The sequence below is a fragment of the Salicibibacter cibi genome (assembly GCF_016495865.1).
GTDB lineage: Bacteria > Bacillota > Bacilli > Bacillales > Marinococcaceae > Salicibibacter > Salicibibacter cibi.
The window spans coordinates 1,423,897-1,438,064 of record NZ_CP054706.1 but is presented as its reverse complement, the minus strand read 5'-3'; the positions used below and the strand labels follow the sequence as shown (position 1 = coordinate 1,438,064).

Here is a 14,168-nt window from a genome sequence, read left to right as displayed (position 1 = left end):
TACGGTCACATAAATGGTGCGAAAAAAACCGATATGAGGATGGAAGCAGCCCCGATACCAATGGCCCACCAACCAAGTGCAGAAGCACCTTTTTGACGAGCGAAAAAGCCGGTAATAATCCCTGCGGCACCTAAAATGACCGGCAAGAAAAAGAGCGATACAAGCGAAATAATAATCGCAGCTGTACCTAATCCCATCCCTAGGGAATCATCATTGACCGTTGGCTCTTCTCCTTGCATTGGTTCATCTGATCGATCCGAGGCTTCATTCGTCTGCTCGGTATCCACGCTCGGGGAAGCGATTTCTGCTGAGGTTTCTTCCATATACTCCCCATTGTAACTTTCAATGAGCGGGTCAACCATCACGGGTCTTTCTTCCGGTTGATCTTCCCGGTTCGTTTGTTCCCGATCCGGTTGCTGACGCTCGTGACCTTCGTCCGCCAACCTGATCTCCCCCTTACCCGGTTTTTCTCCCGGGTATTTATAGTTTGGCTGGCTTCTCAAGGAATTATCGGATGAAAGTATTGGTTAATGCGTCATTTATATCTGAATATCGATTTGGCACAAAGTATAGCGACCTTGCCGGACGGAGATTGAGCTTTTCGAGCGTCATGAACGTTGGCAAGGGGTACAGTAACCAAAAATTTCAAATTTATGGCTCGTTATTTTAAAATCATCTTCCCTTGCGTTTAAGTGTTCCATCGGACAAACGGGAATATGCTTTGTTGTTCCGCACGTTAAACAAATCATGTGATGATGATGGTCTTCCTCGCAACTAAGGCGAAATCGTTTCTCTCCCTCCCATTCGCTGGCTTCCAAAATTCCCAAGTCAGCAAATAAGGAAAGATTGCGATAGACCGTATCGAAACTAAGCCCTTTATACCGCTCTTGCATGAACGTGAGCACTTCTTTGGCCGGCACGTAACCCTTTTGCTCATCCAAAAACCCGATAATTTCTTTTCGTTTGTCTGTGTTTTTATACCCTTGTTCTTTTAACGTTTTTATCGCCTTTTGTGCATCCATTTGGTCACCCCTCCTTTTTCGTTGCGGCACGTGGGGGTTGAGACGCTTCTTTTCCCATTTTCTTCGCCCCAAGGCTGAAAAGCAAGATGGCAACAGCAACAACGACAATCACACCGCCAGGTGCCAAATCCAAATAAAATCCGAAAATGATCCCTGCCAACACAGCAATTTCCCCAAAAAGTGCCGAGTAAAAAAACATTTGCTTGAAACTCTTTGCCCATTGCATAGCAGCGGCAACTGGGAGCGTCATCAATGCAGAGACGAGCAAAATGCCGACAATTCTCATCGCTGCGGAAATGACAAGCGCCACGAGAATCATAAAAACAACATCAAGCCATTTCCCCGGCAACCCGGAGACCTTCGCTTGCTCTTCATCAAATGAGAGGAAAAACCACTCTTTATAAAAAAAGACCAAAAGTACTGCGACAATCACAGTGACCGCCAAAATCGTGTAAAAATCCGTGCGGCCAACCGCAGCAACACTTCCGAACAAATATGCAAACAAATCGGTATTAAACCCATCTGCAATCGAAATAAATACGACGCCGAGGCCAATCCCCGCCGACATAATAATCGGGATCGCCAACTCTTTGAAATGGCTGTACACTTTGCGCAACTGATTGATCAACAACGCCCCGACTAGCGCAAACAACATCCCCATGTATAACGGATCGATGTCAGCCAGCGTGATAAAAAACGACGCCAGCAAAAAATGAAAAGCAATGCCGGTCAGCGTAATGTGGGACAGAGCATCAGCCACGAGCGACATCCGTTTAACGACGAGAAATACCCCAAGCAATGGGGCAGCAAGGCCAATCATAATCCCGGAAAACAATGCTTGACGAAGAAAGTCATATTGAAAAAATACATCGATCATTGTGCAAGTTCTCCATGCTCATGTTCATGCATGATATGTTGAACATCATACCCGTACAGTGCGGAGAAATCCGGATTTTCTTCAAATTCCGATCTGCTGCCGTGAAAATGCAACCGCTGATTTAAGCAAGCAACGTCGGATACGTAACGCGTCATCGTGCCTACATCATGGCTGACAAGGATTAGTGTAAGTCCACGCTCTCGATTGAGGCTCGCCAATAAATCATAAAAACGTCGAGCGGCATTGGCGTCAACGCCAACCGTTGGTTCATCAAGAATGAGCAACTCCGGATTGCTCACAAGTGCGCGAGCGATAAATATCCGTTGTTGTTGCCCGCCCGATAAGCGTCCGATCGGTTGCTTTGCATAGCTCTTCATTCCAACAGTGTCCAGCGCTTCGTATACGCGTGCTCGTTCCTTTTTTCCAAGAAAACGGAATAAACCGACCGGACCAAACAAGCCCATGGACACCACTTCAAAGACTGTGGCCGGAAATCCGGCGTTAAAACGATTGGCTTTTTGTGACACATACCCGACTTTTTCCCAGTTGGAAAACTCGCTGACGTCGGTGTCAAAAAGACGAATGGAACCGATTTGCGGTTTCAAAAGACCGAGTATCAAACGAATTAATGTTGATTTTCCGGAACCATTCGGCCCGACAAGTCCGAGAAAAGTTCCCTGTTTTACCGCCATGCTCACATCATCCAAGACAGGAGAACGCTCATAGCGATAAGTAATTTGCTGAATATCAATGACAGATTTCTGTTGATCCATTCAAGGACCTCCATCCTAAAGATGAGTTACTAAAACAGAATGATTACGATTAATTATTTTAGTATATCTCATTATTGCCGGTTTGTAAATGGAGAGCCTTTGAAAGGGTCATTTCCCATTCATACGCCAATGAAATGGTTCATTCGGGCAGTTTAGAAAACCTGGCTTTTCGCCAAGCTTTTATGGCGAAAGCCTTCGCCCAACTTATGCAGATAAGAACGTTGATTTATACGTTCTTATCTGCTACAAAAGGCAACGTGATAATGGTGGCTGTTCCCTTATTTTTATCACTTTCCACGTGAAAAGTGCCATGATGGTCTTCAATAATTTTTTTTGACAAGGAAATGCCGATTCCCGTTCCTTTTTCCTTGCTCGTATTAAAAGGTTCGCCGATTTTTTCCATGATCTCTTCCGAGATCCCCGGGCCATTATCTTTGACCGTGATTTCGTAGTCATTTGGCAGCTCACGCGTGATTAATGAAAAGACTTTTCGTTGTTCCGGTTTATACGCTTCCATTGAGTTTCGCAGTAAATTTAAAAGCACTTGTTTAATCATGGTTTCGTTCATTTTGATGACCTGTTCGCTTTTGGCAATGCTCGCCTCAAAATATACATTGTTCAACAAACATTCCGAACGGATGATATCTTCGACCGTATCGATGACCTCCATTGGAGATAAGGCCTGTACATCAAATTTTTTCCGAGAGATCGACAGGAAATTTTCCAGTATTTTATTCATCCGGTCCACTTCGCTAAAAATGGTTTTGGCATACTTTTGAAAGCTGTTCGTCAACTCGGATAATTGTAAGAACCCGCGAATGACAGACAGAGGGTTTCGCAATTCATGGGCGACCCCGGCAGCAAGATGGGAAACAGACTCCATTTGCTGTTTATACTGAAGCAATTGCTCATATTTGATGTTCGTGCTCTCATCAATTAAAAGCCCGATCACTTCCTGGCTGGCGGGGACATATACGGCTAAACTTTTAAATAAACGTCCGCCTTCCCGGTCTTCTTCCATCTGTTCACTCACCATCTGCGACTGAAATGCTTCCGTTACTGCTTTGTGCATGCAAGCACCCGCTTCCGATTCCAGCCGTAAACGTTCAAACGCAAGTTCAACAAAGGGTCCCTGCTCCAGTTTTGGAAGCGCAATCTCTAGAAACGTCCTATTCTTTTCAATTATTTTTAATTCAGTGTTCACTCTTATAAATCCAAATGGCAATCGGTCTGTAAAATTTTCCATTCTTTCCTTTGAATCAAAAGGTTGCTCTGTTCCGGTTAAATAAAAACGTTCATTTCGATGCATTCCACGATAAAAAACGGAGTGATTGTCCCCGTTGATGTCATGAATGAAGGTTATTTCACGAGGGTGGTTCCCCTCCTGCATTTCCCTGAAAAAAGACATGACCCTCATCCATTCAGCTGTATGTAAAGCGGAAAAAAAATTCGAAATGGAGGAAAGCAGGTTTGTCGCTGCATGATTTTTATACAAAATCGTTCCGTCTTTTTTCAAAACAAGTCGAAGTTCCCGGCTTACTTCATCAAAAATATACGATTGTCCTAGATTGCTTCGATTCAGTGTGAAAACGTTCATCACCGCCTCCGATAACCATCATTTTCCTACATTATACTAAAACCTCTTACCCATGCATAGTGTTTTCAAAAAAAATCGATTTCCAAACATCGCACATTTTAGAGCATTTCCTGCATATTCTACAACGTGGCATGTAAGCATTTGTCGATGAAAAAACCTGCCATGCCTCCCACTTGCCGAGTGGCTCCAAATAAAATAAAAGGATGTGAAATGCATTGAATTTTCAAATGATTCAGCAGTATGTAAAAAACATGTCTCCGCACCAATTAAAAGCGCTCGCCCACAGCAAAGGCTTCTCCCTCACTGATCATGAGGTTCAAAAACTTATTCACCTTATTCAAACAGAACATGTGAATTTTGCTGATCAAGCATCCGTTTTCGCATTTATAAACAAAGTGGAAAAAACAACATCGCATGAACACGCGATGTTGCTTCATGATCTTTATCAAAAATACGGGGGCTTTTTGCGACAATAAGCGAGCTAGTTTACCGAGTTCCCCACTTTACTGTTCAGTTAACCTTTCTTTCATCTCCGGGTCATGGGACTCCTCCCGCAGCATGATAATTTCACGCTTATAGGGAGGTTTTTTATTTTTTTTGTCTTCGCCGACATAAGGCGTCTCCAAAATTTTGGGGATGTCTGCCATTGTTTCATGATGGACAATGTTGTTTAAAGCCCCAAAACCGATATACCCGAAGCCGATGTTTTCGTGGCGATCTTTTCGTGCTCCTTGCGGGTTTTTACTGTCATTCACGTGAAGCACTTGCAAGCGGTCGAGACCGACCGTTTTCTCAAACGCATCCATCACGCCATCGAAATCATTGATGATATCGTACCCGGCATCATGGGTGTGACAAGTATCGAAACAAACCGATAGTTTCTCATTATGGGTAACCCCGTCAATAATTTGTGCCAGTTCATCAAATGTACGTCCGCATTCGGATCCTTTTCCGGCCATTGTTTCCAATGCGATTTGCACGTTTTGTTCTTTTGTGATGACTTCATTTAATCCTTCAATGATTTTTGCAATTCCTTTCTCCGGCCCTTCCCCGACATGGGAACCTGGGTGAAGCACAATTTGGGTAGCACCGATGGCTTCTGTCCGCTCAATCTCGGAACGTAAGAAGCGAACCCCGAGGTCAAACGTTTCCGGCTTTTGCGTGTTAGCGATATTGATAATGTACGGCGCGTGAACAACCACTTTTTCAATGCCATTTTCTTTCATATGCGCGTTGCCCGTTTCTATATTTAAGTCTTCAATTGCTTTTCTGCGCGTATTTTGGGGAGCTCCCGTATAAATCATTAATGCGGTTGCCCCGTAGCTTGCCGCTTCCTCGCTTGACGTCAGCAGCATTTTTTTTCCGCTCATCGATACGTGAGAGCCAAGGTAACGTGGGATATCACTCATTTTCTTTTCCTCCTCTTTTTGTAACCGGGTTTACCGTTTTTCGGCTTATGGGATGGATTTTTTTGCTTTTTTCGGGGATTGAAACGTTGTCTTCCCGGTGCATAACCACTGCCCAATTGATCAATTTCAAGCCATTCCCCTTTTTTAATATCCAAATATCGGAAGATGAAGCTTTGTTTTTGCAATTGATGAAGCGCCGGGTAATCTTCTTTGGAAACAATCGTGAAAACTTCACCGGAGGCACCCGCTCGCGCCGTCCGCCCTGCCCGGTGCAAATAGTATTGCAAGTCCTGCGGCAGTTGCAAATTAATAATGTGAGAAACCCCTTTAATGTCCATCCCGCGGGCGGCAATATCGGTACAAATCACATATGGGACCGCCGCACGTTCAATGTTCCGCATCGATCGTTTACGGGCGCGGGGGGAGAGGTCTCCATGCATGCACTCGGTTTGGAGTCCATGCGCAATAAAAAGATCCGTTACTTCTTCCGCTTCTTGTTTCGTGTTCACAAAAATCAAGCATAGATACGGACGCAAGAGAGCAGCCATTTCCACCGCCAATTGTTGACGTCCGCGACTTCGTAACGGAATCAGATAATGAGTTAGGTTTTTCGGAGACGGTTGTTCCGGTTTTACATGTACATGGCGCGGTTGATTCATGTATTTTTTTAAAAAGGGTTGGAGGCGTTGCGGAATGCTGGCGGAAAAGACGAGCATTTGCAACGCTTCCGGCATACGTGCGGCCACTTGGTCCAAAGCTTCCAAGAACCCCATTTCCAACATTTGGTCTGCTTCATCAACGACAAGCGTCCGTACTTGATGAACATCTAGGGCGTTTTCCTTTATTACAAGATCGTGTAATCGCCCCGGCGTTGCAATGACAACGTGCGGCGGTTGTTGAAGACCGGCAATATTCCGTTCTTTATCCGTCCCGCCAATGACTCGCCGGATACGAATTTCTTCCATGCCACTGTCTTTTTTGCATTTATTAAACACTCGATAAAGCTGTTCGGCCAATTCTCTCGTTGGGGCAGTCACCACGGCTTGAACACATTGGTCATCCGGGTGAATCGCCGACAATATCGGCAAGGCAAACGCAAGCGTCTTGCCGGTGCCCGTTTGCGACTGTCCAATCACGTCTTTCCCCCTTAATATAGCAGGAATAAGCCGTTCTTGAATCTCCGTCGGCCGCTCAATTTCTTCGGCTTGCAAATGTTTGATTAAACGAGCATCAATTTCCAGGCGGCTAAACCTTGACATCTCACTTCTCACCTCTCCCTTTTCACTTCAAGTATGAACGGGCACGTGCACATTTTCATATTCTATCACAAAAAGAGTGTTCCCTCACTCTTTATTATTTAGAAGGGAAAGAAGGGATTGTTATGTTCGGACCACCTCCGATGATGCCGATAGGAGCTCCTCCCGTTCCGCCGCCAATGCCTTTTGGGGCTGCACCCATGGCCGCCAGCAGGTCCGCGGCCTTGCCGATGATGGGAGGCGGCGGGTTCCCGGCTGCTCAGGCAGCTCAGACAGCAGGCCTCGCACAAAGCGGTGCCGGCCTCGGATCAATCGGACGTTTTATTCCGATGATTCAAAGTGCAGGAAAATGGTTGCCTATGATTCAAAAATACGGGCCTATGGTGCGTCGGGTACCGGGAATGATTCAAAAGGCAAACCAAGTGGGCAAAGTGCTTAAAAATGCAAATGCTTCGCAGTCGGCCACTCCCGCTAATCCTCCGCAAGAAAAAAAAGAAAAGACCAACGAGATAAAAGAGGATCCTTCCCCCTCCTTTGCATTAAAAGAAGGGGCACAACCACCGCCGAAGCTATATGTGTGAGCGCTACGCAGAGATCGGGCATGAAAAGGACGGGAAATACCGTCCTTTTCATTTACGTTCCGGGCGAATGGCTGTATAATATCCAATAGCATATACGTATTGGAGGACTTGGCTATGGAAGTAAAGAAAATTGCTCCGAGGGGGTATTGCTATGGTGTCGTGGATGCCATGGTCATTGCTCGCCAAGCAGCTGAAGATAAAGAATTGCCGAGGCCGATTTACATCCTAGGTATGATCGTTCACAATACACACGTTACCGATGCTTTCGAAGAAGAGGGCATTATCTCACTTGACGGACCGAATCGACTTGAAATCCTTCAAGAAGTAGAAAATGGAACGGTTATTTTTACCGCTCACGGCGTGTCTCCCGAAGTCAGGAAATTAGCCGACGAGAAAGGGTTAACGACCATTGATGCCACTTGTCCGGACGTTACGCATACCCACGACTTAATCAAAGAAAAAAAAGCCGAGGGTTATGACATCGTTTATGTCGGAAAGCGCGGCCATCCGGAACCGGAAGGAGCCATGGGCGTCGCCCCCGATCACGTTCACCTTATCGAAACAGTCGATGATGTCGAAACGCTGGATTTGCAAAGGGAAAAAATCATTATAACGAACCAAACGACCATGAGCCAGTGGGATGTTTCCGATATTATGAATCGAACGATCGAGCGTTTCCCGCACGCTGAAGTCAATAATGAAATTTGCCAGGCCACGCAAGTTCGACAAGAAGCTGTTGGTGATCAAGCCGGCGATTCCGAATTGCTCATCGTGGTCGGTGACCCGAAAAGCAATAATTCAAACCGGCTGGCACAAGTTTCAAAAGACATCGCCCATACTAATGCGTACCGCATCGCCGATGTTAGTGAATTAAAATTGGAATGGCTGGAAGGGGTCCAAAAAGTAGCCGTAACCGCCGGCGCATCCACACCCACAGCCATCGCACGGGAAGTCATTCTCTTTTTGGATCAATACGATCCGGTGGATTCATCAACGTGGAAACCGGAAAGAAAAGCGTTAGGAACCAAAATTTTACCACCATTACGCAAAAACTCCAAATCCAGGGCACGTTAAACAATAATTAAGGTCGAACAGAAACTGTTCGACCTTTTTATTATAAAAATGTAAACGGCTCTGTATCAACGGCCGAAGCAGTGATTTTCATCTGATAGCCGCTCGCTTGCGCATCTTTTCCCAATCGGTCGGCAAGGGCTTGCTTCATGATGCCTTCGATATGGTGTCCGGGGTCGACGAGCGCGAGCCCTGCAGCTTCTGCATCTTGGGCGGTATGAAACTTAACGTCTCCGGTCACCAATACATCAGCTCCGGCTGCCAACGCCTGCTGCCAATATTTGCTTCCATCCCCGCCAATAACGGCAATGGTTTGTACGTTGCGCCCTAAATCACCGACAACTCGCAATCCCTTCACGTTAAAAATTTCTTTGAGCGAGGAAGCAAAAGCGTCAAGCGTCGTGGAAGAAGCAAGCGTTCCGATTCGGCCAAGACCGAAAAATTCGCCCTCAAGACCCAACGGATAAAGATCATACGCAGGTTCTTCATAAGGGTGGACACGGCCAAGCACATCAAGCACATGCGCCAGTATGGAATCGGGAATGACCGTCTCTATTTTTTTCTCCGCAACGTAGGTCAATTCCCCCCGGTTTCCGATGTGAGGATCGGTTTCATCTCCGGGGATAAACGTGCCCGTGCCTTCACTGTTAAACGTGCAATGGGAGTAATCGCCGATGTGGCCGGCTCCTGCATCGCCCAATGCCCTCCGTACTTGATCTGTGTCTTCTTCCGGAACAAATGCGACTAGTTTGTACAGATGATCTTTTTTCGTCGGGACAACAATCTTGGTGTCTTTGATTCCCATCTCATCCACCAACCAATCATTCACCCCGCCCGGTGCGATATCCAAATTGGTGTGCGCAGCGTATACGGTAATATCGTGTTGCAAACATTGTTGGATGACACGTCCTTTCGGGGTAGACGTATCCACTTCCGTCAAAGGCATAAACAAAAGGGGATGGTGGCTAATAATGAGGTCTGTATCCTGTTCAACAGCTTCGGCCACCACCGCTTCTGTAACATCCAACGTGACAAGCACATTTTTCACTTTTTTTTCTAAGGCGCCGAGCATCAAGCCGACAGGGTCTCCATCCATAGCCATGCTTTTTGGGGACCAATGTTCAAGCAAAGCAACGACATTGCGAGCACTCGGTATCGCACTCATTTTATAACCTCCTTGATTCTTTTTATTCGATTGTTCATGCGCGCTCGTTCTTGACTAATTTCCGTTTGCCCAATCGAAGCATCCATTTGTCGCAACACCCGTTCCAGATGGTTAAGTTCCCGCTTCCATTTTAATCGGAAAGCCTCGGGTTTTTTTTCAAGCAATTTCGGACCGAATAGAATTGCATCATCCCAATTTTTATTCGCGTACGTGTGCCGATAACCCTCGCCTTCTTCTTTTACGGCTATTAACACTTCATAAAACTGTTCTTTTTTAAACTGTTCTTCAAGCACGATTTGTTCCGTTACCAACGTCCAGCCGCGGTCATACAACCACTTTCTCACCGTGTCAGCAGCGACATTCGGCTGAAGAATGAGCCTTTGTACGGTTTCCAGTTTATTTGCACCCTTGGACAATATTTCCGTGATTAAACTTCCGCCCATCCCGGCGATGGCGATGACATCGATCCGGTCGGATGCCTTCAATGTTTCCAGCCCTTCCCCATGTCGTACGGAAATAGAATCGCTGAAACCGGCTGCCTCCACACGGCGCAGTGCCGTTTGAAACGGCCCTGCCTTGGCATCACTGGCCACAGCTGACCGAAGATGCCCAGCGTTCATTAGAACCACAGGGAGTTGTGCATGATCGGTTCCTATATCCGCCAAGCGTGATCCCTTTGGCACTTCGCAGGCAATCGTTTGCAAGCGTAAAGACAGCTGCTGTATTTGCTTCACGTTACGTCCCCTCTTTCCAATACGAAAAAGGAGCACGGGTTCCGGGCTCCTTTTTCTCAGGGGCTTATTCCCCACCTTCTTCTACATACTCGGCAACGGCCTCGGCATCTTCACCGCTGACTAAATCTTCGGGCATGGAGCCGGGACCTTCCTCGATCGCGGTCATGACCTCGTCAGCGCCCGTACCTTCAATTTCCGGCCCGGAATCCCCTTCCATGTTTTCGCCGTGGCAACTCAAACAGTTTTCTTCATAAATTTCAGCACCGGCATCAACTGATTCTTCTTCACCATTCTCTTCTCCTTCTTCCTCCTCTGCAGGTCCGCCTAAACCCACAAATGATAGAATTAACATGAGAGAAATACCGGCAACGGCAATAAGTAAAAATGGTATTAGTGGTTGTCCTTTCACCGAATCACACCCTCTATTTGATCTATGTCGTATTTCATTTTATAGGAAAATACACCGGAAGAAAAGAAAAACAGGAGCTGTTCCTGAAATTGTCGTTATTTTGCCTTCCATCGCCGCAAAATGCATTTTGTTTGGAAACATTTGCAATCTCTGATGGATATCGGTAATATGAATAAAATAAGTCATAAAGAAGGTTGGGTCACTCCTGTTGTGGAGCAACCCGTAAACTTACTCCATAAAGTCTTTCAGACGTTTGCTGCGGCTTGGATGCCTTAATTTACGCAACGCTTTTGCTTCGATTTGACGAATCCGTTCGCGGGTAACCCCGAACACTTTGCCTACTTCTTCAAGTGTGCGCGTGCGCCCGTCATCCAGCCCAAATCGCAAGCGTAAAACATTTTCTTCCCGATCGGTTAACGTATCGAGCACGTCTTCCAATTGTTCTTTTAAGAGCTCATATGCAGCGGCATCTGATGGCGCCAATGCATCCTGGTCTTCAATAAAATCACCGAGATGGGAATCATCTTCTTCTCCGATGGGTGTTTCCAGGGACACGGGTTCTTGGGCAATTTTCAAGATTTCACGCACTTTGTCAGGCGTCAAGTCCATCTCTTCGGAAACTTCTTCAGGGGTAGGTTCCCGACCGAGATCTTGAAGCAATTGGCGTTGGACACGGATCAATTTATTGATGGTCTCAACCATATGCACCGGAATGCGAATCGTTCGCGCCTGATCGGCAATCGCGCGTGTGATCGCTTGGCGAATCCACCACGTTGCGTACGTGCTGAATTTGAATCCCTTGTTATAATCAAATTTTTCCACGGCTTTAATTAAACCCATGTTTCCTTCTTGAATCAAGTCGAGAAACAGCATGCCGCGACCGACATACCGCTTGGCAATGCTGACGACAAGACGCAGGTTTGCCTCGGCAAGACGCCGCTTCGACTCCTCATCGTCATCCTCTATTCGCTTGGCGAGATCGATTTCTTCATCGGCAGAAAGCAACGGGACACGTCCGATCTCTTTTAAATACATTCGGACGGGGTCATTAATCTTGATCCCGGGCGGAACACTAAGGTCATTCAGATCATGGTCATTTTCCTTTTCGACCTGTTCCATACTGGGGACTTCCTCGCCTTCATTCAGCAAATCGACCCCTTGCTCTCCCAGGTACTCGAAAAATTCATCCATTTGCTCCGAATCTTGATCATATGGAGCAAGCTTTTCCGTTATTTCCGCATAGGAAAGCACCCCTCTTTTTTTGCCAAGTTCTACAAGTTGCTCTTTGACTTGATCGATGGACATTTCACCCTCCGCTAACGGACGTAGTGGTTTCTCTGCCATTCGATCTCCCTCCTTCCAATTCCAAAAAACACAATCCCTCTATTGCAAATGCGCACGCAAATACCGGGGGCGCACCGCTTTACGCCCGAGTTTTTTATACAGCGCAATAATTTCCTGACCGAGCGCTGTTGCCGTCTCTGCATCATTTTTTTGCAATGCTTCTTTTTGAGCATGTTCTTTTTGTTCTATTTCTACCCAATTTGCGTAGTTCTTAACCTGATGAATATAATCCGCAAATGCTTCCGGGTTCATTTCCCCTCCCGGTTGCATCGCGATTTCGGCAACAATGGACGAAAGTTCGCCATCTTCCAGATAGTCCAGGAAACCGGCACTACCCGCCGCGTATCCTTCGCCATAATAACCGAATAGATGCGCTGCAATGGCCGCGTATTCATCTACATTAAAATTCCCGCCAATTTCCTGCTCTACCTCTTTGGCCCAAGCTTCATCTTCCATCATCATCTGCAAGAGGGCGCGCTCGGCATTATGAAATGCGGGGAGGAGGTTCTTTTGTGAGAAGCTTTCCCCATTGTCTTTTTCCCGGCGATTAAAAGATGCCTTCCTTTTGCCGCGTACCCTTTGATACATACGATACTGTTCCTGTTTTAATGCTTCCAGGGATATTGAAAACTCTTCCGATAATTGCTTAAGGTAAAATTCACGCTCCACCGGACTGCTTACTTGCGCAAGCGCCTCGAGTACCCATTCGATATAATCCTTGCGATCTCCTGCCCGCTGTACATTTTTCTCTTTTTTATAGGCATTCATTTTAAAGGACAGAACGGAAAGGGCACCCTCGATCATGTTTTGCCTAAAAGCATGGGCACCTTGGTCACGAATATAATCGTCCGGATCCTGATTGGCAGGCATAGGCGCAATTTTAACGTGACAACCGTTTGCCTCCAGCGTTTCCGCATTCTGTATCGCCGCTTTTTCTCCGGGGGAGTCGCCATCGTAACAAATGGTCACTTGCTCGGATAAACGGCGGATCAACTGTGCCTGCTTTCCCGTAAGCGCCGTTCCAAGTGTCGCCACTCCGTTATCCACACCGGCCATCCACGCCGATACAACATCCATATAGCCTTCAAACAGTACCACAAATTTACGTTTTCGTACTGCCGGGCGTGCAAGGTGGTACGCATAAAGCACTTCATTTTTTTTAAAAATAGGCGTTTCTCGGCTATTTAAATATTTGGCCGAAGATGCTTTATCAAGCGCGCGTCCCCCAAAGGCAATCGGTTGGCCACCCATATCCCATATCGGAAAAATAAGTCGGTAGTTAAACCGGTCATACGGGCCGCGGCCATCCTCCGTCCTTTGCACCAGATCTGCCTGTTCCATCTCAGAAAGGTCAAACGCACGTTTTTTCAAAAGGAGGGATAACACTTCACGTTCCGATGGCGCAAAACCTATCTGGAAGTGACGCAACGCTTCGTCGCTTACATTTCGGGCACCTTGGGCATAATTATAAGCCTCGCGCCCTTGCTCCGTATGCATGAGTAAGTGATGATAAAAGCGTGCGGCTAATTGGCACCCTTCTTTTAAAGAATGATGTTTTTGCGGCGCAGAAAACGCTGCTTCCGGAATTTCAACGGAAATATTTGCTTTCTCCGCTAATGTGCGAACTGCCTCCTGAAATGTGACCTGCTCCAGATCCCTCAAAAATGTGAATACATTTCCGGCGGCACCGCATCCAAAACAATAATAGAGCTGCCGATCCTGTGAGACGGAAAATGAAGGCGTGTTTTCTTCATGAAACGGACATAAGCCCGTGTATCGGTGGTTGCCTTTCTTTTGCAACTGAACCGACTCGCCGATCACATCAACGATATCCGTGTGCCTGCGAACGTTCTCCACTGTTTCTTCAGGGATTGCTCTTTGCACGAGTTGAACTCACCCCACCTTTTTAACGTGATTCGCGTCATTAGAC

At 46.6% G+C, this 14,168-nt stretch carries 15 protein-coding genes; 3 read left to right on the top strand and 12 right to left on the bottom strand.

Features of this window, described 5'->3' with window-relative positions; translation table 11 throughout:
- Positions 1-5: 5 nt before the first annotated feature.
- The 5 genes from HUG20_RS07320 to HUG20_RS07300 form a co-directional block, all read right to left on the bottom strand.
- Positions 6-443 carry a DUF308 domain-containing protein gene (locus HUG20_RS07320; RefSeq protein WP_200089647.1) on the bottom strand — a complete coding sequence of 146 codons (438 nt, stop codon included), beginning with the start codon at positions 441-443 and terminating at the stop codon, positions 6-8.
- Between the two features lie 165 nt (positions 444-608).
- Positions 609-1,022 (bottom strand): Fur family transcriptional regulator, encoded by a 414-nt coding sequence (locus HUG20_RS07315; protein ID WP_200089645.1) that lies wholly within the window; start codon positions 1,020-1,022, stop codon positions 609-611.
- A 4-nt stretch (positions 1,023-1,026) separates the two neighbouring features.
- Positions 1,027-1,899, bottom strand: a complete 873-nt coding sequence (locus tag HUG20_RS07310; RefSeq protein WP_200089643.1) for a metal ABC transporter permease — start codon at positions 1,897-1,899, stop codon at positions 1,027-1,029.
- The gene (locus HUG20_RS07305; RefSeq protein ID WP_200089642.1) at positions 1,896-2,672 is read right to left on the bottom strand and encodes a metal ABC transporter ATP-binding protein; all 777 of its coding nucleotides are present in this window, start codon (positions 2,670-2,672) and stop codon (positions 1,896-1,898) included. The genes HUG20_RS07310 and HUG20_RS07305 overlap by 4 nt, the downstream gene beginning before the upstream one ends.
- 226 nt (positions 2,673-2,898) lie before the next feature.
- Positions 2,899-4,269 carry a two-component system sensor histidine kinase NtrB gene (locus tag HUG20_RS07300; RefSeq protein ID WP_200089641.1) on the bottom strand — a complete coding sequence of 457 codons (1,371 nt, stop codon included), beginning with the start codon at positions 4,267-4,269 and terminating at the stop codon, positions 2,899-2,901.
- Between the two features lie 215 nt (positions 4,270-4,484).
- Between HUG20_RS07300 and HUG20_RS07295 the strand changes: the two genes are divergently transcribed.
- Complete coding sequence (locus HUG20_RS07295) at positions 4,485-4,745, top strand: DUF2624 family protein (RefSeq protein WP_200089640.1); 261 nt, start codon at positions 4,485-4,487, stop codon at positions 4,743-4,745.
- 27 nt (positions 4,746-4,772) lie between these two features.
- Here the strand turns inward: HUG20_RS07295 and HUG20_RS07290 are convergent, their stop codons facing one another.
- Both HUG20_RS07290 and HUG20_RS07285 read right to left on the bottom strand, forming a co-directional pair.
- The gene (locus HUG20_RS07290; protein ID WP_200089639.1) at positions 4,773-5,678 is read right to left on the bottom strand and encodes a deoxyribonuclease IV; all 906 of its coding nucleotides are present in this window, start codon (positions 5,676-5,678) and stop codon (positions 4,773-4,775) included.
- Positions 5,675-6,937 carry a DEAD/DEAH box helicase gene (locus tag HUG20_RS07285; protein ID WP_200089638.1) on the bottom strand — a complete coding sequence of 421 codons (1,263 nt, stop codon included), beginning with the start codon at positions 6,935-6,937 and terminating at the stop codon, positions 5,675-5,677. Before HUG20_RS07285 ends, HUG20_RS07290 begins: the two co-directional genes overlap by 4 nt.
- A 122-nt stretch (positions 6,938-7,059) precedes the next feature.
- Here HUG20_RS07285 and HUG20_RS07280 point away from each other — a divergent pair, with 122 nt between their 5' ends.
- Both HUG20_RS07280 and HUG20_RS07275 read left to right on the top strand, forming a co-directional pair.
- Positions 7,060-7,515 carry a hypothetical protein gene (locus HUG20_RS07280; RefSeq protein WP_200089637.1) on the top strand — a complete coding sequence of 152 codons (456 nt, stop codon included), beginning with the start codon at positions 7,060-7,062 and terminating at the stop codon, positions 7,513-7,515.
- A gap of 114 nt (positions 7,516-7,629) precedes the next feature.
- A complete protein-coding gene (locus HUG20_RS07275; RefSeq protein ID WP_200089636.1) occupies positions 7,630-8,589 on the top strand; it encodes a 4-hydroxy-3-methylbut-2-enyl diphosphate reductase in 960 nt (319 codons plus the stop codon).
- A gap of 40 nt (positions 8,590-8,629) precedes the next feature.
- Here HUG20_RS07275 and HUG20_RS07270 read toward each other — a convergent pair whose 3' ends face one another.
- From HUG20_RS07270 to dnaG, 5 genes are all read right to left on the bottom strand, one after another.
- Positions 8,630-9,751: a Nif3-like dinuclear metal center hexameric protein gene (locus HUG20_RS07270; protein ID WP_200089635.1), complete on the bottom strand. Its 1,122-nt coding sequence runs from the start codon at positions 9,749-9,751 to the stop codon at positions 8,630-8,632.
- Complete coding sequence (locus HUG20_RS07265; protein ID WP_200089634.1) at positions 9,748-10,485, bottom strand: tRNA (adenine(22)-N(1))-methyltransferase; 738 nt, start codon at positions 10,483-10,485, stop codon at positions 9,748-9,750. Before HUG20_RS07265 ends, HUG20_RS07270 begins: the two co-directional genes overlap by 4 nt.
- Positions 10,486-10,549: 64 nt before the next feature.
- On the bottom strand, positions 10,550-10,894 hold the full coding sequence (locus HUG20_RS07260; RefSeq protein ID WP_200089633.1) for a c-type cytochrome: 345 nt from the start codon (positions 10,892-10,894) through the stop codon (positions 10,550-10,552).
- Positions 10,895-11,122: 228 nt separating this feature from the next.
- Positions 11,123-12,238: an RNA polymerase sigma factor RpoD gene (gene rpoD, locus HUG20_RS07255; protein ID WP_200089632.1), complete on the bottom strand. Its 1,116-nt coding sequence runs from the start codon at positions 12,236-12,238 to the stop codon at positions 11,123-11,125.
- A 39-nt stretch (positions 12,239-12,277) separates the two neighbouring features.
- Positions 12,278-14,122, bottom strand: a complete 1,845-nt coding sequence (dnaG, locus tag HUG20_RS07250) for a DNA primase (RefSeq protein WP_200089631.1) — start codon at positions 14,120-14,122, stop codon at positions 12,278-12,280.
- Positions 14,123-14,168 lie beyond the last annotated feature (46 nt).